General features: G+C 71.0%; 21 protein-coding genes and 1 tRNA gene. 14 read left to right on the top strand and 8 right to left on the bottom strand.

Annotated elements, in window-relative coordinates:
- Window positions 1-25: 25 nt before the first annotated feature.
- From ACZ561_RS06650 to ACZ561_RS06635, 4 genes are read left to right on the top strand one after another with little or no spacing between them, the layout of a single operon-like run.
- On the top strand, window positions 26-1504 hold the full coding sequence (locus ACZ561_RS06650; protein ID WP_470990464.1) for a pyridoxal phosphate-dependent decarboxylase family protein: 1479 nt from the start codon (window positions 26-28) through the stop codon (window positions 1502-1504).
- On the top strand, window positions 1491-2774 hold the full coding sequence (locus ACZ561_RS06645) for a lysine N(6)-hydroxylase/L-ornithine N(5)-oxygenase family protein (protein WP_470990462.1): 1284 nt from the start codon (window positions 1491-1493) through the stop codon (window positions 2772-2774). The genes ACZ561_RS06650 and ACZ561_RS06645 overlap by 14 nt, the downstream gene beginning before the upstream one ends.
- Window positions 2771-3385 (top strand): GNAT family N-acetyltransferase, encoded by a 615-nt coding sequence (locus tag ACZ561_RS06640; RefSeq protein WP_470990460.1) that lies wholly within the window; start codon window positions 2771-2773, stop codon window positions 3383-3385. Before ACZ561_RS06645 ends, ACZ561_RS06640 begins: the two co-directional genes overlap by 4 nt.
- Window positions 3382-5154 carry an IucA/IucC family protein gene (locus ACZ561_RS06635; RefSeq protein ID WP_470990458.1) on the top strand — a complete coding sequence of 591 codons (1773 nt, stop codon included), beginning with the start codon at window positions 3382-3384 and terminating at the stop codon, window positions 5152-5154. The genes ACZ561_RS06640 and ACZ561_RS06635 overlap by 4 nt, the downstream gene beginning before the upstream one ends.
- Window positions 5155-5206: 52 nt before the next feature.
- Here the strand turns inward: ACZ561_RS06635 and ACZ561_RS06630 are convergent, their stop codons facing one another.
- Window positions 5207-6826 (bottom strand): beta-N-acetylhexosaminidase, encoded by a 1620-nt coding sequence (locus ACZ561_RS06630; protein ID WP_470990456.1) that lies wholly within the window; start codon window positions 6824-6826, stop codon window positions 5207-5209.
- Window positions 6827-7013: 187 nt separating this feature from the next.
- On the opposite strand from ACZ561_RS06630, the gene ACZ561_RS06625 reads away from it, so the two are divergent.
- Together ACZ561_RS06625 and glmS are read left to right on the top strand one after the other, a co-directional pair.
- On the top strand, window positions 7014-7289 hold the full coding sequence (locus ACZ561_RS06625) for a hypothetical protein (protein WP_041662420.1): 276 nt from the start codon (window positions 7014-7016) through the stop codon (window positions 7287-7289).
- 33 nt (window positions 7290-7322) lie between these two features.
- Window positions 7323-9140 (top strand): glutamine--fructose-6-phosphate transaminase (isomerizing), encoded by a 1818-nt coding sequence (glmS, locus tag ACZ561_RS06620; RefSeq protein WP_376430886.1) that lies wholly within the window; start codon window positions 7323-7325, stop codon window positions 9138-9140.
- 328 nt (window positions 9141-9468) lie between these two features.
- On the opposite strand, the gene ACZ561_RS06615 is transcribed toward glmS, so the two are convergent.
- Complete coding sequence (locus tag ACZ561_RS06615) at window positions 9469-10035, bottom strand: GPR1/FUN34/YaaH family transporter (RefSeq protein ID WP_470990455.1); 567 nt, start codon at window positions 10033-10035, stop codon at window positions 9469-9471.
- Between the two features lie 179 nt (window positions 10036-10214).
- Complete coding sequence (locus ACZ561_RS06610) at window positions 10215-10736, bottom strand: universal stress protein (protein ID WP_470990453.1); 522 nt, start codon at window positions 10734-10736, stop codon at window positions 10215-10217.
- A 331-nt stretch (window positions 10737-11067) separates the two neighbouring features.
- Here ACZ561_RS06610 and ACZ561_RS06605 point away from each other — a divergent pair, with 331 nt between their 5' ends.
- From ACZ561_RS06605 to ACZ561_RS06580, 6 genes are all read left to right on the top strand, one after another.
- Complete coding sequence (locus tag ACZ561_RS06605) at window positions 11068-11514, top strand: hypothetical protein (protein WP_470990451.1); 447 nt, start codon at window positions 11068-11070, stop codon at window positions 11512-11514.
- A 397-nt stretch (window positions 11515-11911) separates the two neighbouring features.
- Entirely contained in the window at window positions 11912-13081 is a 1170-nt protein-coding gene (locus ACZ561_RS06600) for a helix-turn-helix domain-containing protein (protein WP_470990449.1), read from the top strand.
- A gap of 128 nt (window positions 13082-13209) precedes the next feature.
- The gene (orn, locus tag ACZ561_RS06595) at window positions 13210-13812 is read left to right on the top strand and encodes an oligoribonuclease (protein ID WP_376430890.1); all 603 of its coding nucleotides are present in this window, start codon (window positions 13210-13212) and stop codon (window positions 13810-13812) included.
- A 154-nt stretch (window positions 13813-13966) separates the two neighbouring features.
- Window positions 13967-14039, top strand: a tRNA-His gene (locus ACZ561_RS06590).
- A gap of 117 nt (window positions 14040-14156) precedes the next feature.
- Window positions 14157-16013 (top strand): rhamnogalacturonan lyase, encoded by a 1857-nt coding sequence (locus tag ACZ561_RS06585; RefSeq protein ID WP_470990447.1) that lies wholly within the window; start codon window positions 14157-14159, stop codon window positions 16011-16013.
- 154 nt (window positions 16014-16167) lie between these two features.
- Complete coding sequence (locus tag ACZ561_RS06580; protein WP_470990445.1) at window positions 16168-16923, top strand: alpha/beta fold hydrolase; 756 nt, start codon at window positions 16168-16170, stop codon at window positions 16921-16923.
- Between the two features lie 85 nt (window positions 16924-17008).
- Here the strand turns inward: ACZ561_RS06580 and ACZ561_RS06575 are convergent, their stop codons facing one another.
- From ACZ561_RS06575 to ACZ561_RS06565, 3 genes are all read right to left on the bottom strand, one after another.
- Window positions 17009-18505 carry a glycoside hydrolase family 18 protein gene (locus ACZ561_RS06575; protein WP_470990443.1) on the bottom strand — a complete coding sequence of 499 codons (1497 nt, stop codon included), beginning with the start codon at window positions 18503-18505 and terminating at the stop codon, window positions 17009-17011.
- A 144-nt stretch (window positions 18506-18649) separates the two neighbouring features.
- On the bottom strand, window positions 18650-20062 hold the full coding sequence (locus ACZ561_RS06570) for a sensor histidine kinase (protein WP_470990441.1): 1413 nt from the start codon (window positions 20060-20062) through the stop codon (window positions 18650-18652).
- A complete protein-coding gene (locus ACZ561_RS06565) occupies window positions 20059-20760 on the bottom strand; it encodes a response regulator transcription factor (RefSeq protein ID WP_329120252.1) in 702 nt (233 codons plus the stop codon). Before ACZ561_RS06565 ends, ACZ561_RS06570 begins: the two co-directional genes overlap by 4 nt.
- Before the next feature lie 78 nt (window positions 20761-20838).
- Here ACZ561_RS06565 and ACZ561_RS06560 point away from each other — a divergent pair, with 78 nt between their 5' ends.
- Window positions 20839-21387 (top strand): hypothetical protein, encoded by a 549-nt coding sequence (locus tag ACZ561_RS06560; RefSeq protein WP_470990439.1) that lies wholly within the window; start codon window positions 20839-20841, stop codon window positions 21385-21387.
- Between the two features lie 21 nt (window positions 21388-21408).
- Here the strand turns inward: ACZ561_RS06560 and ACZ561_RS06555 are convergent, their stop codons facing one another.
- Together ACZ561_RS06555 and ACZ561_RS06550 are read right to left on the bottom strand one after the other, a co-directional pair.
- Complete coding sequence (locus ACZ561_RS06555; RefSeq protein ID WP_470990437.1) at window positions 21409-22284, bottom strand: spermidine synthase; 876 nt, start codon at window positions 22282-22284, stop codon at window positions 21409-21411.
- A 30-nt stretch (window positions 22285-22314) separates the two neighbouring features.
- The gene (locus ACZ561_RS06550) at window positions 22315-22797 is read right to left on the bottom strand and encodes a hypothetical protein (protein WP_470990435.1); all 483 of its coding nucleotides are present in this window, start codon (window positions 22795-22797) and stop codon (window positions 22315-22317) included.
- Between the two features lie 178 nt (window positions 22798-22975).
- On the opposite strand from ACZ561_RS06550, the gene ACZ561_RS06545 reads away from it, so the two are divergent.
- Window positions 22976-24265: a tetratricopeptide repeat protein gene (locus ACZ561_RS06545; protein ID WP_470990433.1), complete on the top strand. Its 1290-nt coding sequence runs from the start codon at window positions 22976-22978 to the stop codon at window positions 24263-24265.
- Window positions 24266-24268: the final 3 nt, after the last annotated feature.

Here is a 24268-nt window from a genome sequence, read left to right as displayed (position 1 = left end):
CCCCGTCCCCGGGAGGACCCCCCTCATGCGCTCGCACCTGCTCAATGACGCCACGGCGGAGAGCTACCGGCGCTCCGTCACCGAAGGAGTCGAGCGGGTGGCGGCCAAACTCGCCACGACGCGTCGCCCGTTCACCGGCGTGACCCCCGCCGAGCTGGCTCCCACCGTCGACGCCGTCGACCTCGACAAGCCGCTCGGCGACTCGTCCGCCGCTCTGGACGAGCTGGAGAGCGTCTACCTCCGGGACGCCGTCTACTTCCACCACCCGCGCTACCTGGGCCACCTCAACTGCCCGGTCGTGATCCCAGCCGTCCTCGGCGAGGCCGTCCTCTCGGCGGTCAACTCCTCGCTCGACACCTGGGACCAGAGCGCCGGCGGCACCCTCATCGAGCGCAAGCTCATCGACTGGACCTGCGGCCGTATCGGCCTCGGCCCCGCCGCCGACGGCGTGTTCACCAGCGGCGGTACGCAGTCCAACCTCCAGGCGCTCCTGCTCGCCCGCGAGGAGGCCAAGACGAAGGACCTGGCGAAACTCCGCATCTTCTCCTCCGAGTGCAGCCACTTCAGCGTCCAGAAGTCGGCCACCCTCCTCGGTCTCGGCGCCGACGCCGTCATCTCCATCCCGGTCGACCGCACCAAGCGGATGCAGTCCGTCGTCCTCGCCGCCGAGCTGGAGGCCTGCCGCGCCGAGGGGCTGACCCCGATGGCGATCGTCGCCACCGCCGGCACCACCGACTTCGGCTCCATCGACCCGCTGCCCGAGATCGCCGCCCTGGCGGACGAGTACGGCGCCTGGATGCACGTCGACGCCGCCTACGGCTGCGGACTCCTCGCCTCGCCCACCCGCCGCCACCTCCTGGACGGCATCGAGCACGCGGACTCCGTCACCGTCGACTTCCACAAGTCCTTCTTCCAGCCGGTGAGCTCCTCCGCCGTCCTGGTCAGGGACGGAGCGACGCTGCGCCACGCCACGTACCACGCGGACTACCTCAACCCGCTCCCCCAAGCTCTCGGCTCCGCTCGAGCAGGGGGGACCCCCACCACGATCGCGGAGCAGATCCCCAACCAGGTCGACAAGTCCCTGCAGACCACCCGCCGCTTCGACGCGCTCAAGCTGTGGATGACCCTGCGCGTGATGGGCGCCGACGGCATCGGAGAGCTCTTCGACGAGGTCTGCGACCTGGCCGCGGCCGGCTTCGAGCTGCTCGCCGCCGACCCGCGCTACGACGTGGTGGTCCAGCCGCAGCTGTCCACGCTCGTCTACCGCTACATCCCCGAGGCCGTCACCTCGCCCGCGGACATCGACCGCGCCAACCTCTACGCCCGCAAGGCGCTCTTCGCCTCCGGCGAGGCCGTCGTGGCCGGGACCAAGGTCGACGGCCGCCAGTACCTGAAGTTCACCCTGCTCAACCCCGAGACGACCCTGGCGGACATCGCCGCCGTCCTCGATCTGATAGCCGGCCACGCCGAGCAGTACCTGGGAGAGACCCTTGTCCACGCCTGATACCCCCGACACGTACGACTTCATCGGCATCGGGCTCGGTCCGTTCAACCTCGGCCTCGCCTGCCTGACCGAGCCCATCGACGAGCTGAACGGCCTCTTCCTGGAGTCCAAGCCGGACTTCGAGTGGCACTCGGGGATGTTCCTCGAAGGCGCCCACCTCCAGACCCCGTTCATGTCGGACCTGGTCACGATGGCCGACCCCACGTCGCCGTACTCCTTCCTGAACTATCTGAAGGAGAAGGGCCGGCTCTACTCCTTCTACATCCGCGAGAACTTCTACCCGCTGCGCACCGAGTACAACGACTACTGCCGCTGGGCCGCCGCGAAGCTCTCCTCCATCCGCTTCTCCACCACCGTCACCTCCGTCTCGTACGACGAGGCCGGCGAGGAGTACGTGGTGGCGACCGAGGCCGGAGAGACGTTCCGCGCCCGCCGGATCGTGCTCGGCACCGGCACCCCGCCGTACGTCCCCGACTCCTGCCAGGGCCTCGGTGGCGACCTGATCCACAACTCGCGCTACCTCCAGAACAAGGAGGAGCTCCAGAAGAAGAAGTCGATCACCCTGGTCGGCAGCGGCCAGAGCGCGGCGGAGATCTACTACGACCTCCTCTCCGAGATCGACGTCCACGGCTACAAGCTCAACTGGGTGACCCGCTCCCCGCGCTTCTTCCCGCTGGAGTACACCAAGCTCACGCTGGAGATGACCTCGCCGGAGTACGTGGACTACTTCCACGCGCTGCCCGAGCGGACCCGGTACCGCCTGGAGACCCAGCAGAAGAACCTGTTCAAGGGCATCGACGGCGAGCTGATCGACGCGATCTTCGACCTGCTCTACCAGAAGAACCTGGCCGGCCCGGTCCCCACGCGCCTGCTGACCAACTCGGCGCTGCACTCCGCCGCGTACGACGACACCAGCGGCACGTACACGCTCGGCTTCCACCAGGAGGAGCAGGAGAAGGACTTCACGGTCGAGACCGAGGGCCTGATCCTCGCCACCGGCTACAAGTACGCCGTCCCCGCCTTCCTCGAGCCGGTCAAGGACCGCCTCACGTGGGACGGACAGGGCCGCTTCGACGTGGCCCGCAACTACTCGATCGACACGACGGGCCGCGGCGTCTTCCTGCAGAACGCCGCCGTGCACACGCACTCCATCACCTCGCCCGACCTGGGCATGGGGGCGTACCGCAACGCGTACATCATCGGCGCCATGCTGGGCTCCGACTACTACCCCGTCGAGAAGACCATCGCTTTCCAGGAGTTCGCGGTATGACCGTTCGCATCCGTCCCTACGATCCGCTCAGGGACGCCGAGCTGATCCACCCCTGGGTCACCCACCACAAAGCCGCCTTCTGGATGATGCAGGACGCGAAGCTCGAGGACGTCGAGCGTGAGTACATGGCGATAGCCGCCCACCCGCACCACGACGCCTTCATCGGCCTGGTGGACGAGAAGCCCGTCTTCCTCATGGAGCGGTACGACCCCCGGTACGTCGAACTGGTCGGCCTGTACGAGCCGCTCCCGGGCGACGTCGGGATGCACTTCCTCGTCGCGCCCACCGACACCCCCGTGCGCGGCTTCACCCGGACGGTCATCACCGCCGTGATGGCCGAGCTCTTCGCCGACCCGGCGACCGAGCGGGTCGTCGTCGAGCCGGACGTCCGCAACACCGCCGTCCACGCGCTCAACGAGGCCGTCGGCTTCGTGCCGGAGCGGGAGATCCAGAAGCCGGAGAAGCAGGCCCTGCTGAGCTTCTGCACCCGCGCGCAGTTCGAGACCGCCGTGGGAGTCAGCGAATTCCCGGGGGACGATCCCCGGACCCCCGGCGAGAAGGATGACCGGTCGAGCCTGACGAGCTCGCTCGTTGGAGGTGGGTCCGAGTGAACCCCGTGGCCCACCTGACCCCGGCCCGCTGGGCGGACGCCAACCGCGCGCTGATCCGCAAGGGTCTCGCCGAGTTCGCCCACGAGCGTCTGCTCAACCCGCAGGAGCTGGGGGAGAGCCGCTACAAGGTCCTCAGCGACGACGGCGCGATCGAGTACCGCTTCACCGCGGACCGGTTCGCGCTCGACCACTGGCACGTCTACCCGGAGTCCATCAGCCGCCACCGCGGCGAGGAGCAGCTCCCCCTCGACGCCCTGATGTTCATCACCGAGCTGCGTGGCTCGCTGGGCCTGAGCGACGAGATCCTGCCGGTCTACCTGGAGGAGATCTCCTCCACCCTGGCCGGTACGGCGTACAAGTCGACCAAGCCGCAGGTCACCGCCGCCGAGCTGGCGCGCGCGGACTTCCAGGCGATCGAGACCGGGATGACCGAGGGTCACCCCTGCTTCGTCGCCAACAACGGCCGGCTCGGCTTCGGCGTGGACGAGTACCGCGCCTACGCCCCCGAGGCCGCCAGTGAGATCCACCTGATCTGGCTGGCCGCCCGCCGCGACCGCACCACCTTCACGGCCGGCGCGGGCATCGAGTACGACGCGTTCATCCGCGCGGAGCTGGGCGACAGGACCGTCGACGGGTTCGCCGAGATCCTCGCCGAGCGCGGCCTGGACCTGGCGGACTACCTGCTGATGCCGGCCCACCCCTGGCAGTGGTGGAACAAGCTGTCGGTCACCTTCGCCGCCGAGGTCGCGCAGGAGCGCCTCGTCTATCTGGGCGAGGGCGACGACGGCTACCTGGCCCAGCAGTCGATCCGTACCTTCTTCAACTCCTCCGACCCGGCGAAGCACTACGTCAAGACGGCGCTGTCGGTCCTCAACATGGGCTTCATGCGCGGGCTCTCGGCCGCGTACATGGAGGCGACCCCGGCGATCAACGACTGGCTGGCGGGGCTGATCGAGGCCGACTCCGTCCTCCAGGCGGCCCGCTTCTCGATCATCCGCGAGCGGGCGGCCGTCGGCTACCGGCACCTGGAGTACGAGGCCGCCACCGACCGCTACTCGCCGTACCGCAAGATGCTCGCCGCGCTCTGGCGCGAGTCGCCGGTGGCCTCTCTGGCACCGGGCGAGCGGCTCGCGACGATGGCCTCGCTGCTCCACGTCGACCACGCGGGAGCGTCGTTCGCCGGGGCCCTCGTCAAGGACTCGGGCCTGGCGCCGACGGAGTGGCTGCGCGGCTACCTGGACGCGTACCTGCTGCCGGTGCTGCACAGCTTCTACGCGTACGACCTGGTCTACATGCCGCACGGCGAGAACGTGATCCTGGCCCTCGACGAGCGCGGCGCGGTCTCCCGCGCGATCTTCAAGGACATCGCGGAGGAGATCTGCGTGATGGACCCGGCCGCGGTCCTGCCGCCCGCGGTGGAGCGGGTCCGCGCCGAGGTCCCCGAGGACATGAAGCTGCTGTCGCTCTTCACGGACGTCTTCGACTGCTTCTTCCGCTTCCTCGCGTCGACGCTGGCGGCGGAGGGCGTGCTCGACGAGGACGAGTTCTGGCGGACCGTCGCGGAGTGCGTGCGCGGCTACCAGGAGTCGAAGCCGGAGCTGGCGGAGAAGTTCGCGCAGTACGACATGTTCGCGGAGACCTTCGCGCTCTCCGCCCTCAACCGCCTCCAGCTGCGCAACAACAAGCAGATGGTGGACCTGGCGGACCCGTCGGCGGCGCTCCAGCTCGTCGGCGATCTGGTGAACCCGATCGCGCGGTTCGCCCGTTGAGACCGGCGCGGGCCCGGCGGAGTACGGTCCTCCGCCGGGCCCGCGCTTCGTTCTACTCGGCCGCGGGCCAGGGAACCTGCGGCGAGCGGTAGTAGTCGATGCCCAGGGCCTCGAACCGCGGACCCTGCTCCGCGAGCCGCTCCTTGTACTGCTCCCAGTCGTGCGTCGCCGCCGGGGACCAGCCCAGCTCCGCCACGCCCGGCAGGCGCGGGAACGCCATCTGGTCGATGTGGGCGTCGGTGGAGATGGTCTCCGTCCACAGCGGCGCCTCGACGCCCTTCACGGCCGCCTCCGGCGCGCCCGGCAGATAGGCCGCCGGGTTCCAGTCGTAGGACCGCTGCACCTCGACGTAGCCGGCCCAGGCCAGGCCCAGCTTGGTGTCCTTCGTGTACTTCATGTCGAGGTAGACCCGGTCGGCGGGCGAGAGGATCAGCCCGGTGCCGTTCCGCGCCGCCGCCGCGACCTGCTCCTTCTCCGCGGCACTGGTGCGGTCGAGTCCCCAGTACTGCGCGAGCGCGCCCTCGGCCGGCGTGGCGCCGGTCAGCTGATGCCAGCCGATGACGGTCTTGCCGTACCTGGCGACGACCGGCTGGACCCTGTCCATGAAGGCGACGTAGTCCGCGTGGGGCGTGGAGTGCGCCTCGTCGCCCCCGATGTGGAGGTACTTCCCCGGGGTCAGCGCGGCGAGCTCGCGGATCACGTCGTCCACGAAGTCGTACGTGACCTCCTTCGGCACGCACAGGGAGCTGAAGCCCACGTTGGTGCCGGTGTAGAGCGGCGGGGCGACGCCGTTGCAGTTCAGCTCGGCGTACGAGGCGAGTGCGGCGTTGGTGTGTCCGGGCAGGTCGATCTCGGGGACGACCTCCTGGTGGCGGGAGGCCGCGTAGCGGACGATCTCCTTGTAGTCGTCCTTGGTGTAGTAGCCGCCGGAGCCGCCGCCGACCTGGGTGGAGCCGCCGTAGGTGGCGAGCCGGGGCCAGGAGTCGATGGCGATGCGCCAGCCCTGGTCGTCGGAGAGATGCAGATGCAGCTTGTTGATCTTGTAGAGGGCGAGCTGGTCGATGTAACGCTTGACCTGTTCGACCGTGAAGAAGTGACGGGAGACGTCGAGCATCGCGCCCCGGTAGGCGTAGCGCGGGGTGTCGGTGATGGTGCCGCCCGCGACCTGCCAGGGCCCGGGCTGCACCGTGCGCTTCTCCACGGCCGCCGGGAGCTGCTGGCGCAGGGTCTGGACGCCCCGGAAGAGGCCGGTGGGGCGGTGGGCCGTGAGAGTGATGCCGCTGCGGCCCGATTGCAGCCGGTAGCCCTCGTCGCCGAGCGCGGCGTCCTTGGTGAGGCGGAGCCGGATGCCGCCCGCCGCCGCGTTCTCGTCGACGACGGGCAGCGCGTGACCGGTCGAGGGGCGGAGGAGCCCGGCGAGGTAGTCGGCGACGGCGCGGGACTCGCGGGAGCCCTTGTCGACGCGGATTCGGGTGGCGGCGTTGATCGTGTACGGCTGTCCGCCGGGCGCCACGGAGGCGGGGGCCGGGACGACCCTGCCGAGCGGCCGCAGCACGGAATCGGCGGCGGAGTGGGCGGTGGGGGCGGCTCCGACGCAGGAGATGCCGGCCGCCGCAAGGAGCAGCAGGGCGCCGAGCACGCGGGGAAGCGTTCTGCGCTGTCTCACAGACATGGTCCCTTTCGATGGACTTCGAGGCTGTGGATATGCGTATCCGAACAGTCACCATGCGTACCGTGGACCACTTGCGCGGTCAAGGTGTAGACCAATTTGGCCACCCAGGACAGCGATCATGGAGGGCTCTGCCCGATTTCGGGCAGGATTCTTGCGAAGTTGCCGGTGTACCCCTCAGTATTCACGGGTGCTCGAACGCCGCCCGTCGCATGACGACCTCATCGACCACCTGGTGCGCAGCACCGCGCTGCAGCGCGGTGAGGCCGCCCGGGTGGTTCTCGACGTGCTGGCGTACTTCGACGAGTCGACCGAGGACTTCGTCCGCCGCCGCCACCGCGAACTGCAGTCCGGTGGCGCCGTGAACGCCGAGATCTTCGAGCGCATCGCGGCCGAACTGCCGCACCGCGCCGTGGCGCCGCCGGAGCTCTCGCTCCGGCAACTGCGCCGCATCGTCTACGGCTGAGCACGCCCACTACCTTGGAGGGGTTACACCTTTATGTGCGGAATCGTCGGTTACATCGGAAAGCGTGACGTGGCCCCGCTGCTGCTGGAAGGCCTGCAGCGGCTGGAGTACCGGGGGTACGACTCCGCCGGCATCGTGATCACCAGCCCGAAGGCCTCCGGCCTGAAGATGGTGAAGGCCAAGGGTCGCGTCCGCGACCTCGAGGCCCGCGTCCCCAAGCGCTTCACCGGCACCACCGGCATCGCCCACACCCGCTGGGCCACCCACGGCGCGCCGAGCGACATCAACTCGCACCCGCACCTGGACCCCGAGAACAAGGTCGCGGTCGTCCACAACGGCATCGTCGACAACGCGCAGGAGCTGCGCGCCAAGCTCGAGGCGGACGGCGTCGTCTTCGCCTCCGAGACCGACACCGAGGTCATCACCCACCTGATCGCCCGCTCCCAGGCCACCACCCTGGAGGAGAAGGTCCGCGAGGCGCTCAAGGTCATCGAGGGCACCTACGGCATCGCCGTCATGCACGCCGACTTCAACGACCGCATCGTGGTGGCCCGCAACGGCTCCCCGGTCGTCCTCGGCATCGGCGAGAAGGAGATGTTCGTCGCCTCCGACGTCGCCGCCCTGATCGCCCACACCCGCCAGGTCGTCACCCTCGACGACGGCGAGATGGCCACCCTCAAGGCCGACGACTTCCGCACGTACACGACCTCGGGCGCCTCCACGACGGCCACCCCGGAGACCGTGGAGTGGGAGGCCGCCTCCTACGACATGGGCGGCCACGACACGTACATGCACAAGGAGATCTCCGAGCAGCCCGACGCGGTCGACCGCGTGCTGCGCGGCCGGATCGACGACCGCTTCTCCACGGTCCACCTGGGCGGCCTGAACCTCGACGCCCGCGAGGCCCGCTCCATCCGCCGCATCAAGATCCTCGGCTGCGGCACCTCGTACCACGCCGGCCTCATCGGCGCCGGGCTCATCGAGTCCATGGCCCGCATCCCCGCCGACGCCGAGCCGGCCTCGGAGTTCCGCTACCGCAACCCGGTCGTGGACCCCGACACCCTCTACATCGCCGTCTCCCAGTCCGGTGAGACGTACGACGTGCTGGCCGCCGTCCAGGAGCTGAAGCGCAAGGGCGCCCGCGTCCTCGGCGTCGTCAACGTCGTCGGCTCGGCGATCGCCCGCGAGGCCGACGGCGGCGTGTACGTGCACGCCGGCCCGGAGGTCTGTGTCGTCTCCACCAAGTGCTTCACCAACACGGTCACGGCCTTCGCACTGCTCGCCCTGCACCTCGGCCGCATCCGCGACCTGTCGGTGACCGACGGCAAGCGGATCATCGAGGGCCTGCGCAAGCTGCCCGCGCAGATCAGCGAGATCCTCGAGACCGAGGACGAGATCAAGAAGATCGCCGCGGAGTACGCGGGCGCCCAGTCGATGATGTTCATCGGCCGCGTGCGGGGCTACCCGGTCGCCCTGGAGGCCTCCCTGAAGCTCAAGGAGATCTCCTACATCCACGCCGAGGCGTACCCGGCCTCCGAGCTGAAGCACGGCCCGCTCGCCCTGATCGAGCCGGCCCTGCCGACGGTCGCGATCGTCCCCGACGACGACCTGCTGGAGAAGAACCGCGCCGCCCTGGAGGAGATCAAGGCCCGCAGCGGCCGCATCCTCGCGGTCGCGCACCAGCCGCAGGCGAAGGCCGACCACACCATCGTCGTCCCGAAGAACGAGGACGAGCTGGACCCGATCCTGATGGGCATCCCGCTCCAGCTCCTCGCGTACCACACGGCGCTCGCCATGGGCCGCGACATCGACAAGCCGCGCAACCTGGCCAAGTCCGTCACGGTCGAGTAGCAGCGTTCCGGGCCTGTCACCCGGAGCTCTCGACCACGGCCGGGAAAGCCCGTCCGCCCACGTTCCGGACCTGTCCCCGGAGGGCCGGACGCCCGGCCGGACACGCAGCGGTCCCTGTGCACGCCACCTGTGCACAGGGACCGCTGCTTTCATCGAGGGCTCGGTCCGCCTCCGGGGCGCTTGTGCGTCTGTCGACGGTCGACCGTGCTCGGCGGCTCGTTCCTCACCGCCTGCGCGCTCTCCCTTTCGACAGCCGCGCGCCCCTTCGGCTCTCTCGCCCCTGGCCCGCGCCCCACCCCGAGCGGGGCGCGGGCCCCTCGTGGCCACGTCAGCCGGCGGCCGTCACACCCCGGCCCGCGGCACTCTTCAGTGAGGTCGGCCAGTTGGCCACCGCCGCCGTCGCGCCGTACCAGGCCGCGAGTCCGGCGACCGCGGCGACCCAGCCGCCCGCCTTGCCAAGACCACCGTTGTCGGCGAGGGCGCCGATGCCGAGCAGCAGCAGCGCGACGAACAGCAGCCCGTACACGCCCTGTCCGAACAGTCCGCTGCCCGAGGACGCCATGGTCAGAGTGAGCGCGAGCAGCGCCCACAGCAGGAGGAAGAGCCCGGTCGCCTCGGCCGAGGCGTCGCCGCCCACTCCGGTCCCCCAGGTGAACCAGAAGGCGCCGAGCGCCGAATAGGCCGTGCCCGTACCGCCGTCGCCTGCGCGCAGGGCGAGCAGACCGACGAGGAAGAGCGCCACGCCGCCGACCCAGGTGGCGAGGGCTGCGGCGTCGGACGCCGCGACGTTGTCTATGACGCCCGTGCTGCCGATGCCGAAGGCCAGCAAGGTCAGTCCGAGCGCGAGGTGGCCGAGAGTGGAGGTGGTGTTTCCCGCGGCGACTTCGTTGTCCACGGCGGGCTCCCTTCAAGTGGGCAGTTGTGCTGCGTGAGCTGCTTGTTCCGGTGACCTTTAAGTACCCTTCACAAGCGCACAAATCACCTGTCGAAGGCGAAAATTATCGCCGCACCAAGGGAGTTGACGAAGCGTCGAGAAGATGAAGCCGTCGAGATCGAGCCGTCGCGTCGTACGACTCAGGGGATGACGATCACGGGACGCTGCGCGCGCTTCGCGAGGCGTCCGGCCACCGAGCCGAAGATCCGGCCGACGATGCCGTGCGTGGAGCCGACCACGATCGCGTCGGCCGAGTACTCCCGGCCGACCTCCTCCAGTTCGTGGCAGATGTCGCCACCACGCTCGACGAGGATCCACGGGACCTCGGCGAGGTAGTCGGCGCAGGCGAGCTCGAGGCCGAGCACCTCGGTGCGGTGGTCCGGCACGTCGACGAAGACCGGCGGCTCGCAGCCGGCCCAGACGGTCGTGGGCAGCCTGTTGGCGACATGCACGATGATCAGGCCGGAGCCGGAGCGCTTGGCCATGCCGATGGCGTACGCGAGGGCCCGCTCACTTGAGGTCGAGCCGTCGAAGCCGACGACCACTCCGTGCCTGAAGGCGGGATCACAGGAGTGACGTGGCTGTTCGACCGCGAGGGGGTCGACCGTGGAGTCGGCGACGCGCTTGCGGTCCGCGGGTTCGGAGAATTCGTGACCGGCCATCGGTGTCTCGGCGAAGAAGTCCTGTTGGGAGGGGACGATGGAGAACGTCGTACGAACAACGGTTGGCGGCGGAGCTGTGTCCGGGAATCATCTTCCCAAGCCCATACCCCCAAGGGTACGGCGACACTCCTCTCCTGCCCAGAGCCGCCGTGACCACACACAGCGATCGCACGGCGTCCCAGGGAGCATGCACGAGCCCGTCCCGATATGGCAATGCCGGTTGTGTCCTACAGGTGTCCGTACGGGGCACGAACGGCGGCCACGCGCAGTGACCGGAACGTTCCGCTCCTCGTTGCCACAGGTCCAGTCACCGTCGCAGGGAGCCCCGCCCGTGCCCGCACCATCGGCCGCCGCCACCTCCACCGCCACGTCCCCTTTCACCGCCGCCCACTCGCCCACGCCCACCCCCGGGCCGGCACTCCCCCCACCCCCCTCACCGACACCCGGCCGACGCCGGCTCCCGGACCCCTCGGCGAGGAGTGGAAGCGCGGGGAGCGCCGGGAGCACAGGGAGCGCGGAGGGCGGCGCGGGGAGCGCGGCGACCGAGTCGGCGGGCGACGTCGTCCGCTGGGGGGTCTTCTGTTGCGTCCTGGTCCCGGTCGTCCTCGTCGCCTACGGCACCTCGCTCGGCGGTGCGGCCGGGACGGCGCTGGGGCTCGTCGCGGTGACGGCGGTCTGCCGGGTCCTGCTGCGCCGGGCGGAACGCGGTCTGCGCGCCGAGGCCGCGCGGCCGCGATCCCGGCGCTCCCAGGGCGGCCGAAACCCCCGACGGATCTGACGAACCCCCCGTAGAGCTGACAGGTTCGTACACCCACACCCGTATGTTTTCAGCCAACTTCCAGTTGTCGGCGAGTCCTTGCCGGAATGCCCCCTCAACCCCCTGGCCACCAGGCATGAAAGCCCCGCGGTCGGCGCGCACACCCTACGGGGACGGGCCATGCGCGCACGACGCACTTCCCTGCGCGGCCTGCGAGTGGAACGCTTCGTGATCGAATGCTTCGCGCCAAGTTGCCTTGTCGACAATGTGCCGGATGGAGAACTTGTCACGCCGGCGCCACGGAACACAGTAGATTCGATCATGGGTATCGAAGACTGGGGTCTCGTGCAAAACCGAGGGGAAACGTGCAGGAGCGACAGGACCAGGGAGACGCGAACACCGAGGGGGGCTTAGCGTCATGAGCCAGGACTCCGCCGTACCGGAGGCCGCACGGAAGCTTTCCGGGCGCCGCCGTCGCGAAGTCGTCGCGGTGCTGCTGTTCAGCGGCGGCCCCATCTTCGAGAGCTCCATCCCGCTCTCCGTGTTCGGAATCGACCGGCAGGACGCCGGAGTGCCGCGCTACCGGCTGCTCGTGTGCGCCGGCGAGGAAGGCCCGCTGCGGACCACAGGGGGCCTCGAACTGACCGCGCCGTACGGCCTGGACGCGATCAGCCGGGCCGGCACCGTCGTCGTACCGGCCTGGCGGTCGATCACCTCGCCGCCACCGCCGGAGGCGCTCGAAGCGCTGCGCCGGGCACACGAAGAGGGCGCGCGGATCGTCGGGCTGTGCACCGGCGCGTTCGTGCTCGCCGCGGCCGGACTGCTCGACGGCCGGCCGGCGACCACGCACTGGATGTACGCGCCGACGCTCGCCAAGCGCTATCCGTCGGTCCACGTGGATCCGCGGGAGCTCTTCGTCGACGACGGGGACGTACTGACATCGGCCGGCACCGCGGCCGGAATCGACCTGTGTCTGCACATCGTGCGGACCGACCACGGCACGGAGGCCGCGGGCGCCCTGGCGCGCCGCCTGGTCGTCCCGCCGCGGCGCAGCGGCGGCCAGGAGCGCTACCTCGACAGGTCTTTACCAGAGGAGATCGGCGCCGACCCGCTCGCGGAGGTCGTCGCCTGGGCCCTGGAGCACCTCCACGAGCAGTTCGACGTGGAGACGCTCGCGGCCCGCGCGTACATGTCACGGCGGACGTTCGACCGCAGGTTCCGCTCGCTCACCGGCAGCGCTCCCCTGCAGTGGCTGATCACCCAGCGGGTGCTGCAGGCGCAGCGGCTGCTCGAGACCTCCGACTACTCGGTCGACGAGGTCGCGGGTCGCTGCGGCTTCCGCTCCCCGGTGGCGCTGCGCGGTCACTTCCGCCGCCAGCTCGGCTCCTCGCCGGCCGCGTACCGCGCGGCCTACCGGGCCCGGCGCCCGCAGGCCGAGACGGCGACGACGGTGCTGGACCCGATGGTGCCCTCGCAGGTGTCGCCGGTCACCCGGCGTCCCGGCGGACCGCTGGAGCCGGGCAAGCCGCCGTCCGAACTGTACGCGTCGGGCCGCCCGGCACTGCCGGGCCAGCGCAGCGCCCCATAAGGGCGAACCGCACAGCGCGAACCGACGGGCGCCCGGGGACACCTCCCCGCGGCGCCCGTCGTCGCGAGCAGGGAGTACGACGCCGCAAGCAGGGCCCGATCCCCTGGGCACCCCCTAAGGTAGGACGCATGAACGATCGCATGGTGTGGATCGACTGCGAGATGACCGGGCTCTCGCTGACGGACGACGCACTCATCGAGGTGGCCGCGCTGGTCACCGACTCGGAACTGAACGTGCTCGGCGACGGAGTGGACATCGTGATCCGCCCGCCGGACGCGGCGCTGGAGACCATGCCCGAGATCGTGCGCCAGATGCACACGTCCTCCGGCCTCCTCGACGCCCTGCCCGGCGGAACCACCCTCGCCGACGCCGAGGCGCAGGTCCTCGCCTACGTACGCGAGCACGTCAAGGAGCCGGGCAAGGCACCCCTGTGCGGGAACTCGGTCTCCACCGACCGCGGGTTCCTGTCGCGGGACATGCCGGCGCTGGAGAACCACCTGCACTACCGGATCGTCGATGTCTCCTCGGTCAAGGAGCTGGCCCGCCGCTGGTACCCGAGGGCGTACTTCAACAGTCCGGAGAAGAGCGGCAACCACCGCGCGCTGGCCGACATCCGCGAGTCCATCGCGGAGCTGCGCTACTACCGCGAGGCGATCTTCGTCCCGCAGCCCGGACCGGACTCGGACACGGCGAAGCAGATCGCCGCACGCCACGTCCTGCCCGGCGAGTGAGTCCCGGCACCGTGTGAGCCCCTGCTCGCGCCCCCGACGCCCCTGACGTCACCCTGACGCCACCCCGGCGGAATGCGGGCGCGAGCACCCGCTCGGACCCTGTAGACTTCTTCTCGGCCGGTCGGGGAAACCTTCGGGAAAACCGCCGGTCGTGGTGGGTATAGCTCAGCTGGTAGAGCACCTGGTTGTGGTCCAGGATGTCGCGGGTTCGAGTCCCGTTACTCACCCTGAAGGTCGAGGCCCCGGTTCATACGAACCGGGGCCTCGGTCGTTCCCGGGCAACCGATCCCCGCGCGGCGACGACTGTGAGGTACGCAACGGCTCTCTTCCCCCCAGGAGGATTCGTGCAGTACCCGCAGGCATCTCGCTCCCTGCTCGCCACCCTGTGCGCCGGTGTCGTCGCCGTCGCCTCACTCACCCTCACCACCGGGACCGCGTCCGGCGCCACCGCGCGGCAGGCCGAGCGGCTCGACCGGGGCGTGGTCAGCGTCCACACCGGGACCGGCAATCTGGTGAGCTGGCGCTGGCTCGGCACCGACCCGGACAGCGTCGCCTTCAATGTGTACCGGGCCGGAACGAAGGTGAACGCCACCCCCGTCACCGCCTCCACCAACTACTTCCACGCCGGAGCTCCCAGCCACGCCGACTACACCGTCCGCGCGGTCGTCGGCGGCGTGGAGCAGGGCGACTCGGTGCACGCCGTCCAGTTCCGCACCGGCTACAAGGACGTGCCGCTCACTCCCCCCGCGGGCGGCACCACCCCGGACGGGGTGGCGTACACCTACGAGGCCAACGACGCGTCCGTCGGCGACCTCGACGGGGACGGCGCGCTGGACTTCGTACTGAAGTGGCAGCCGACCAACGCCAAGGACAACTCGCAGTCCGGCTACACCGGGAACACGATCGTCGACGGCATCCGGCCCGACGGGACGCGCCTGTGGCGGATCGACCTCGGCCGCAACATCCGCTCCGGGGCGCACTACACGCAGTTCCAGGTGTACGACTACGACGGCGACGGCCGGGCCGAGGTCGCCATGAAGACCGCCGACGGGACCGTCGACGGGCGCGGCACGGTCATCGGGAGCGCGTCCGCCGACCACCGCAACAGCAGCGGATACGTCCTGGCCGGATCCGAGTACCTGACCATGTTCGACGGGCTCACCGGCGCCGCGATGGGCACGACCGGCTACGTGCCGGCCCGCGGCACCGTCTCCTCGTGGGGCGACAGCTACGGCAACCGGGTCGACCGCTTCCTCGCCGGGACCGCGTACCTGGACGGCGCCCGGCCCTCGCTCATCATGGCGCGGGGCTACTACACCCGGTCCGTGATCGTGGCCTGGGACTGGCGCGGTGGGCAGTTCACCCGGCGCTGGACCTTCGACAGCGGTTCCTCCACCAACACCGGCAAGGGGTACGACGGGCAGGGGTCGCACAGCCTCTCCGTCGGCGACGTGGACGGCGACGGCAAGGACGAGATCGTCTACGGGTCGATGGCAGTCGACGACAACGGCCACGGCCTCTGGACGACCAGGACCGGACACGGCGACGCCCAGCACCTCGGCGACCTCGACCCGGGGACGGCGGGCCTGGAGTACTTCAAGGTCTCCGAGTCGTCGTCCCAGCCGTCCGAGCTGTACATCGACCCGGCGAACGGCAGCATCCGCTGGCAGCTCGACGCCTGCTGCGACAACGGGCGCGGGGTCGCCGGCGACATCCACGCCGGGAACGCCGGCGCCGAAGTGTGGTCGGCATCCGACACCTCGATACGGGACGAGGGCGGGGCCGCCAAGGGTCGCGAGCCCTCGTCCGCGAACTTCCTGAGCTGGTGGGACGGTGACACCACCCGCGAGCTCCTGGACGGCACTCGCATCGACAAGTACGGGACGTCCGGCGAGACCCGGCTGCTCACCGGCGCCTCGGTCGCCTCCAACAACGGCACGAAGGCGACCCCGGCGCTCTCCGGTGACATCCTCGGCGACTGGCGCGAGGAGGTGGTGTGGCGCACGGCCGACAACCGCGCGCTGCGGATCTACTCGACCCCGTACGAGACGGGCACGAAGATCACCACGCTGTTGCACGACACGATGTACCGCACGGGTCTCGCCTGGCAGAACACCGCCTACAACCAGCCCCCGCACCCGAGCTTCCACCTGGGCGGTGGCATGGGGACCGCACCGCGGCCCCTCGTCACGACGCCGTAGCGCAGGTCGGGCCGGTCGGGGGCGGATTCGCCCGGACCGCCCCGCGAGCCGAATCGAAGACGCTCGAAAGAGTGAACCCTTTTCTGTAGCGGTCGCTATGAAATCTGATGTACGGTCATTTCATAACGTCCACTACAGATTTGGGGGACCTGCCATGACGACCTCTCGCGCGCTCCTGCTCACCCACGGCTCCGGCGGGGGCATCGAGTCCAACTACGGCCCGATCCGGGGGGCGCTGGCCTCCGGCGGGCGGCGCGTCGTCGGCTTCGACCTGCCGGGTACGGGCGGAGCGCCCCGCGCCACGGATCCGCTCGAACTGGACGCGCTGGCCGACGGATTGGTGGCCAAGGCCGACGCCGCGGGGGTGGAGCGATTCGCCGTCTCCGGGTACTCCCTGGGGACGACGGTCGCGATCCGGGCCGCGACCCGCCACCCGGAGCGGGTGACGGGCCTGGTGCTGACCGCCCCGTTCGCCTACGCGGACCATGCGCTGCGGCAGGCGTCCCTGCTGTGGCGGGACCTCGCGGACAGCGGGCAACACGAGTTGGTGGCGCGCCTTCTGGTGCCGCTGGTCTTCAGCCCCGCGATGCTCGACCCGATGACACCGGAGGTCGTCGAGGGCGTCGTCCGGCTCACCGGCGAGTCGATCCCGGAGGGTACGCCGGAGCACGCGGACCTGGTGGCGCGGGCGGACGTCCGGGAGGACCTGGCCAGGGTGGGCGTGCCGACCCTGGTCATATCGACGACCGAGGACCGACTGGTGGCGCCGGCGCTGCACCGGTCGGTCGCGGCCGGCATCCGCGGTGCGCGGCTCACCGAACTGGCCACGGGACATGCTCCGTTCGCCGAGAACCCGGCCGTGTGGGGGAAGCTGATCACCGAGTTCCTGAGCGAGGTGGGGCAGGCCTGATCCGGGCGGGAGCGCAAGAAAGCGCGCTCCGGCCGGCGGTGGGGGTGGCTCCGGCCGGAGCGCGCGGTGTGGGGGGCTCAGTGGCTCACTTGTAGGCGGCGAACGCCTTGGTGAAGGCCAGCGGCTGCTGGAGGATCGAGGAGCACGTGGCGTCCGCGTGGTTGACCGCGCCCGCCGCGCACTGCTTGTCGCGGGTCGAGGACCACATCGACAGCCAGCCGATGCCCTTGGACTTCGCGAAGTCGACCAGCTGGGTGGCGTCGTCGACCTTGAAGATCTCGGTGGTGACGTCGTTGACGCCGATCATCGGGGTGACGGCGACGGCCTTCCAGGCGGCCGCGTCGCTCAGCCCGAGGACACCCTTGATCTGGGCCTGGGTCGCGGTCGCGGCCTGGATCGCGTACTGGCCCATGTCTCCGCTGTAGGCCGGCCCGTAGTCCATCGCCATGATGTTGACGGCGTCGACGCGGACACCGTTCCTCTTGGCGTCGGCGAGGAGGTCCACACCGGGCTGGGTCAGACCCTCGGGCATGACCGGCAGGGTGAAGGAGACGTTCAGGCCCGGGTGGGACTTCTGGAGCTGGGCGATGGCCTGGGAGCGCCGGGTGTTCGCGGCGGTGTCCGGCAGGGCCGCGCCCTCGATGTCGAAGTCGACCTTGGTGAGCTTGTACTGGTCGACGACCTTGCCGTAGGCGGCCGCGAGGTCGGCGGAGGTGGAGCAGTTGAGGGCCAGTTCGTGGCCGGCGGCGCCGCCGAAGGAGACCCGGACGTCACCGCCCTTGGCCCGCAGGGCCCCTATCTGGGAGGCCACCTTGTCGTTCGCGAGGTCGGTGACACCGCCCCACAGCGGGGCGCAGGAGCCGCCGGAGGTGATGAAGGCGAGGTTGAACTCCTTCACACCGGTGGCATCGGCGGTCGCGAGCATGTCGTACGACGGGTAGAGGGAGGTGTCGATGTAGGGCGCGTACTTCGCGACGGCGCCCGGGGTGCTGGTGGAGGTCGCCGTCGGCGTGGGCGTCGGGGCCGTCGTGGCGGTCTGGCTCGGTGTGGCCGTCGCCGTGGCGGTGGGGGTCGCCGAGGCGGTCGGGGCCACGGTGGCGGTGGGCTGCTCGGTGGGCCGGCCGCTGGGCGTCGGGGTCGCGCCGCCGACGGAGCAGGTGGCCTTGTTGATCAGGCAGTTGGCGGGGTCGCCGGCCTCGCCTGCGGCCGAGGTCACGAAGCCGACGGTGACGGACTGGCCGGGGGCGAGCTCCTTGTTCCAGCTCGCGGGCTTCACGGTGACGTGCTGCCCCGAGACGGTGTGCTCACCGTTCCACAGGGAGCCGATCGTGGTGCCGGCCGGCAGGTCGAACTCCAGCGTCCAGCCCCCCGACTGGACGCTGGAGGTCTGGTTGGTCACGACGTACTGGCCGGTGTAGCCGCCGGTCCAGGTGCTGGTCCTGGTGTACGCGGCGCCGACGGCCGCGGCCTGGGCGGTGCCCGTGAGCGCGAACGCGGCGCCCCCGATCACCGCCGCGGCGACGACCGCGCCGATGACCTTGGTCTTGCCGCTCGCCCTGCGCCGGTGCGAACTGGTGCCCATCGCGTGCCTGCCTCTGTGTGCCGGGGGTGGGGGTGGGGTGCGGGCAGCACGCTAGCGAGTGGGAAACGGACAAATATGTACGAGGGAGCTCGGGTTGAGGATTCTTAGGCTCCGCTTAAGGAAGCCATCGGAACGACGAAAGGTTCAGACGTCCGCGGCACGCCGGGAGCCCTGGCCGCTCCGCTTGCGGCGGCCCACCCGGTTGGCGCGGCGGCCGGCCTCACTGCCGGAGCGACGCCCGTCCAGCCCGATCCAGATGCGGACCTCGGTTCCGCCGAGCACCGAGTGCCCGATGCGGACGTCACCGCCCGTGGCCTCGGCCATCTGGCGCACGATGTCGAGGCCGAGGCCGGTGGAGCCGGCGCGGTGGCCGCTGTTGCCCCGGGTCAGGGCGGCGGCCGGGTCGGCGATGCCGGGACCGGCGTCGGAGACCAGGACGATGACGGCGTCGTCGCCGTTGTGGACGTCGACGGAAAAGGCCGTCCCCTCGGGGGTGTGGCGGAAGACGTTGCCGAGCAGCGCGTCGAGCGCGGCGACGAGCTCGGGCCGGGCGACCGGGATGCGTACGGGGCGGTCGACGCCCGCCACGCGTACCTTGCGGCCCTCGTCCTCGGCGAGCGCGGACCAGAAGTCCATCCTCTCCCGGACGACCTCGGAGGCGTCGCAGCCGGCGCCCGGGCCGGTGGCCTGGGTCTGCGGCTTGGCCTCCCGGGCCGTACGGATGATGGTGTCGACCTCGCGCTCCAGCTGCTCGACCGCGACCCGGGTCTGCTCGGCCGCCGGACCGGAGCCGAGCGAGGCCGTGTTGAGCCGGAGCACGGTCAGCGGGGTCCGGAGCCGGTGGGAGAGGTCGGCGGCCAGCTCACGCTCGTTGGCGAGGAGCTGGACGACCTGGTCGGCCATCGAGTTGAAGGCGATCGCCGCCGACTTGAGCTCCGGCGGGCCCTCTTCGGGGACGCGCGCACCGAGCTTGCCCTCGCCCAGGTCGTGGGCGGCACCTGCAAGCCGCTGGGCGGGCCGGACCATCCGGACGCCGAGCCGGTCGGCGACAGCGACGGAGCCGATGATCAGGGCGATGCCGACGCCGGCCAGGACCAGCCAGGCGGTGGCGACGCCGTTGGTGACCTCACCCTCGGGGACGAAGAGTTCGACGACGGCGACCTGCCCGGAGCTGAGCGCCGTGGGCTGGAGCAGGACGGAGCCGCCCTCCACCTCGGCGATGGTGGCCCGTCCCAACTGCCGGGTGGTCCGCAGATCGTTCTCGCCGGCCCGGCGGGTGCCGATCTCCAGGGCCTTGCCGCCCGCTTCGTCGGCGGCGGGGACATGGACGGCCATCCGCCCGGCGGCCCCGTCCTCGGTGGTGGCGACAGCCCGGTCGAGTTCCTCGCGGTCGGTGGTGATCGCGAGCACGGGTGCGAGTCCGGCGGCGCGGCGCTCGGCGTTGGAGAAGGCCCGGTCGCTCGCCATCTCCTTGACGACGAGGCCGAGCGGTACGGCGAAGGCGACGACGACCATGGCGGTGACGGCCAGCGACACCTTGACGAGTGCCCATCTCACGGCTGCGGCTCCCGCGGCGGCTCCAGCTTCACGCCCACCCCGCGCAGGGTGTGCAGATAGCGGGGACGGGCGGCCGTTTCACCCAACTTCCGCCGTAGCCATGACAAATGTACGTCGATGGTCTGGTCATCCCCGTAGGACTGCTGCCACACCTCGGCGAGCAGCTCCTTGCGCGGCACGACCACCCCCGGTCGCCCGGCGAGGAAGGCCAGCAGGTCGAACTCCCGGCGGGTCAGGTCGAGCCCGGTCCCGTCGAGCTCCGCCTGCCGCCGCAACGGGTCGATCGACAGACCGCCGACCTGGATCACCCGCGACGGAGGCGCCTCGCCCGCCGCGGCCCGTGAGCGGCGCAGCACGGCGGCCATCCGCGCCGAAAGGTGTTCCACGGAGAAGGGCTTGGTGAGGTAGTCGTCCGCGCCGTCGTTGAGGAGCCGGACGATCTCCGTCTCGTCGTCCCGCGCGGTCGCGATGATCACCGGTACGTCGGTGATGCCGCGCAGCATCTTCAGCGCCTCGGACCCGTCCAGATCGGGCAGTCCGAGGTCCAGGATGACCACGTCGAAACGGAAATGGGCGACCTCGCGCAGCGCCTCCAGGGCCGTGCCGACGCTCCGTACGGTGTGGGAGGCCTCGGTCAGATGCCGGATGAGGGCCGAGCGCACGAACTGGTCGTCCTCGACCACGAGCACACTTGCCATGGCCCGCACCGTACGCCATACGGGGGACGACGAGGGAAGGTCCACCCTGCGGGACGCCCGGGGGTGCCGTGGTGCAGGATGGCCCGGATGCGTAGAGGACTTGTTCACGCCATGGCGTGGTCGCTCGCCACGGGCGCGGCGGTCACGCTCTCGTGGTGGGGTGTGCACACGGTGCTGGCCGGCACGGTCTACGACCCGCCGCGCGCCCTGCCCATCCCGGCCGGCACCACCGACGGGCCGGCCGGCGAGATCGGCGATCCGCTGTCGTCCTCCACGCAGCGGCCGAAGGCCCCCTCGTCCACGCCGACCACCGGCCCGGGCGCGAGCGGCGCCCCGACGGCCTCGCCCTCGACGACGCCTCCGCGCAAGCCCTCGGCGACGTCCACGGGGCAGCCGCAGAGCGGGGGCAACGTCAAGAGCTATGGCGTGGACGGCGGCCGGGTCGTGTTCGACCTCGGCGAGACGTCGGCGGAGCTGGTCTCGGCGACGCCGTCCTCGGGCTGGCAGATGCAGGTCTGGAAGCAGCCGACCTGGATCCGGGTCACGTTCACCCAGGACGGCCGGGAGCTGTCGGTCTTCTGCGTCTGGCACGACACCGCGCCCCGGGTCGAGATCGACGACCGCTGACGGGTCCGTGCGCCGGGGCCGTCAGCGGAACACGGACGCCGGCGGTACGGGCGAGGGCTTGGCGCTGGCGTCGGTGACCGGTGCCGCTCCCCCGGTGAAGTCGGCGAGCGCCCGGCCGTGCTCCACCCGCCCGGCGTGCGGGTCGGTCGCCACCCGGCGGGTCAGCTCGGCGACGGGAAGCTCCCGGTCGGAGGCGAGCAGCACGGCGTTGCCGAAGCGGCGGCCGCGCAGCACGGTCGGGTCGGCCGTCAGCGCCAGCTCCGGAAAGACGGTGGCGGCGGTCGCGATCTGGCCGCGGAGATGGGTCAGCGGGGGCCCGTCGGCCAGGTTGGCGGCGTAGAACCCGCCGGGCTTCAGTACGCGGCGGACCTCGGCGAGGAACTCGGTGCTGGTGAGGTGCGCGGGCGTACGGGCCCCGCTGAACACATCGGCGATGATCAGGTCCGCCCAGCCGTCCTGGACCTTGGAGAGTCCGGCGCGGGCGTCGTTGGACCGGACGCGGATGCGGGCGGCCGTGTCGAGGGGCAGCTCGCGGCGGACGAGCTGGACCAGGGACCCGTCGAGTTCCACGATCTGCTGGGTGGAGCGGGGTCGGGTGGCGGCGATGTAGCGGGCCAGCGTGAAGGCTCCGCCGCCGAGATGGACGACCTGGAGGGGCCGGTTCGGCGGGGCGACGAGGTCGGCGATGTGGCCGAGGCGTCGCTGGTACTCGAAGGAGAGATGGCCCGGGTCGTCGAGGTCCACGTGCGACTGCGGGGCGCCGTCGATCAGCAGCGTCCAGCCGCGGGGCCGCTCCCGGTCGGGTATGAGCTCCGCGAGTCCGCCGTCGACGGTCTCGACGACGGCGACGGCTGCTGCCGCCCTCTCACGCGTTCTGTTCCTGGCCACGAGCCCCATTATCGGCGCTCGCGGTGGTGCCCCGCCCGCTCAGCGGCAGCCGTCGGCCGCCTCGATCAGACGGGCCGCCTGACCCAGGGCCTCGCGCAGCACCGCCGGGTCGGTGACCTGCCCGTTGTCGCCGGGCGGCAGGAGCCAGCCGGCGGGGCGGGGCGTGTCACCCGCCGGCTCGGGGAGCTCCGGCAGTTCGGGGATGTGCAGGCCGCGCCCCAGGGTCTGCGTACAGGCGCTGCCCGGCATGTCCCAGCCTTCGGCCGTGCCGGGCGGGACCAGGAAGCCGAGGGTGTCGCAGGCCCCGTCGTGCAGCACGGGGCCGACCGCGGGGGCCCCGCCGCGGCGCAGGATGTCCACGGCCTCCAGGCCCTGGCGGACCGGCACGGTCACCAGGTCGCAGGGGGTCTCGTGCGGGGCGCTGGCGTCCGGGGTGGGTACGTGGCGTGCGGTCGACTGCGATCCGATCTCCAACAAGGGACCCTCCTCGCTCTTGAGAAGACACGTTCCGTCTCTCCGCATGGTTCAACGCCCGTGCGCGTCAACGGCTACGGCGGCACGCCGCCGCAAAGGATGGCAGTTCATGGCAGATCGCGCGCGAGATATCCGATTTGTAGCCAAACTCTGCGTACGTGGCCGGTCACAGCAGGTACGTTCTTGCTCCGCCGGAACACCGGCAGCACCAGGAGAGGGCTCGGCCATGGCGATGTCACGGGCAGTTCCCAATCTCGCCTTCCGCCGGCTCCGCGGACAGCACTCGCCGGCGGAGTTCGCCGCGGCGGTCCGCCGGGCGGCGCGGGAGATCGGCGAGCAGGTCGCCTGCGACGCCCGCTACATCGGACGCGTGGAGGCGGGCGAGATCCGCTGTCCCAACTACGCGTACGAGCGGGTGTTCCTGCACATGTTCCCCGGTCTCGGCCTGGCGGACCTGGGCTTCTCGGCGCGGGAGGCGGTGCGCGGCCGACGGCCGGCCGCCTCGGCCGGGGCACCGCCCCCACCCGCCGTCACGACCCGGAACGATGAGGAGAGCGACGTGCTGCGTCGCGCATTCATGACGAGCGGTACCGCCACTGTGGCGGCCGCCTCGCTGGGACTCGGCGGCACCGCCGCAGCGATCCCGTCCCCTCGGGGAGCCCACAGGATCGGCGAGGACGAGGTCCGGGCCGTCGAGGAAGCCGTACGACAGATCCGGCTGCTCGACGACCGGCACGGCGCCGACGGTCTGTACAAGGTGGCCGCCCAGCCGCTGCGGGCGGCGTACGCGCTGCTCGACGCGGGCACCGCGGCCCGGCGCTCCACCGAGGACCGGCTGCACGCCGGCGCGGGCGAACTCGCCATCTCCGTCGGCTGGCTGGCCCATGACTCCGGCCGCTTCGACGACGCCCGCTCGCACTACGCGGAGGCCCTCGCCACCGCGCGCGTGTCCGGGGACGCGGCCCTGGAGGCGCACGCCTTCTGCAACACGTCGTTCCTGGCCAGGGACGCGGGGCGGTACCGGGAGGCGGTCCGGGCGGCCCAGGCGGGCCTGCGGGCGGCGCAGCCGCTCTCCTCCGCCCGGCTGCTCTCCCTCCTCTCCCTACGGGAGGCGGGGGCCTGGGCCGGGCTCGGCGACCGGGCCGCCTGCGAGCAGTCCCTGGGCCGCGCGCACACCCACTTCGCCCGGGGCCAGGCCGACGGCGATCCGGAGTGGATGTCCTTCTTCGGGGAGCCGGAGTTGGAGGCCCTGGAGGCTCACTGCTGGTCGTCGCTGGGCGACTGGAGCCGCGCGGCCCGCCACGCACACCGTGCGACGGTCCTCCAAAACCCGCATTTCGCCCGCAACCTCGCCCTCTACCGCGCCCAGCTGGCGAGCAACCTGGCTCATGCGGGGCGCCAGGACGAGGCTGCGGCGGAGGCCCGCCGGGTGGTGGACTCGCTGGACGGCGTCCAGTCCTCCCGTATCCGGACCATCCTGACGGAGACCGGCCGGGTCCTCGCGGCAGCCCGCTGATAC

The organism is Streptomyces sp. NPDC039609, assembly GCF_055596705.1.
The sequence above is the reverse complement of the archived record's forward strand: the minus strand, read 5'-3'. Positions and strand labels throughout refer to the sequence as shown.

What these genes read in the sequence shown, in the direction of transcription:
- ACZ561_RS06650 (WP_470990464.1), top strand. Translation starts at nt 26, where the DNA reads ATGCGCTCGCACCTGCTCAATGACGCCACGGCGGAGAGCTACCGGCGC.
- ACZ561_RS06640 (WP_470990460.1), top strand. Translation starts at nt 2,771, where the DNA reads ATGACCGTTCGCATCCGTCCCTACGATCCGCTCAGGGACGCCGAGCTG.
- ACZ561_RS06630 (WP_470990456.1), bottom strand. Translation starts at nt 6,826, where the DNA reads ATGTCTGTGAGACAGCGCAGAACGCTTCCCCGCGTGCTCGGCGCCCTG.
- glmS (WP_376430886.1), top strand. Translation starts at nt 7,323, where the DNA reads ATGTGCGGAATCGTCGGTTACATCGGAAAGCGTGACGTGGCCCCGCTG.
- ACZ561_RS06610 (WP_470990453.1), bottom strand. Translation starts at nt 10,736, where the DNA reads ATGGCCGGTCACGAATTCTCCGAACCCGCGGACCGCAAGCGCGTCGCC.
- ACZ561_RS06600 (WP_470990449.1), top strand. Translation starts at nt 11,912, where the DNA reads ATGAGCCAGGACTCCGCCGTACCGGAGGCCGCACGGAAGCTTTCCGGG.
- orn (WP_376430890.1), top strand. Translation starts at nt 13,210, where the DNA reads ATGAACGATCGCATGGTGTGGATCGACTGCGAGATGACCGGGCTCTCG.
- ACZ561_RS06580 (WP_470990445.1), top strand. Translation starts at nt 16,168, where the DNA reads ATGACGACCTCTCGCGCGCTCCTGCTCACCCACGGCTCCGGCGGGGGC.
- ACZ561_RS06575 (WP_470990443.1), bottom strand. Translation starts at nt 18,505, where the DNA reads ATGGGCACCAGTTCGCACCGGCGCAGGGCGAGCGGCAAGACCAAGGTC.
- ACZ561_RS06565 (WP_329120252.1), bottom strand. Translation starts at nt 20,760, where the DNA reads ATGGCAAGTGTGCTCGTGGTCGAGGACGACCAGTTCGTGCGCTCGGCC.
- ACZ561_RS06560 (WP_470990439.1), top strand. Translation starts at nt 20,839, where the DNA reads ATGGCCCGGATGCGTAGAGGACTTGTTCACGCCATGGCGTGGTCGCTC.
- ACZ561_RS06555 (WP_470990437.1), bottom strand. Translation starts at nt 22,284, where the DNA reads ATGGGGCTCGTGGCCAGGAACAGAACGCGTGAGAGGGCGGCAGCAGCC.
- ACZ561_RS06550 (WP_470990435.1), bottom strand. Translation starts at nt 22,797, where the DNA reads ATGCGGAGAGACGGAACGTGTCTTCTCAAGAGCGAGGAGGGTCCCTTG.
- ACZ561_RS06545 (WP_470990433.1), top strand. Translation starts at nt 22,976, where the DNA reads ATGGCGATGTCACGGGCAGTTCCCAATCTCGCCTTCCGCCGGCTCCGC.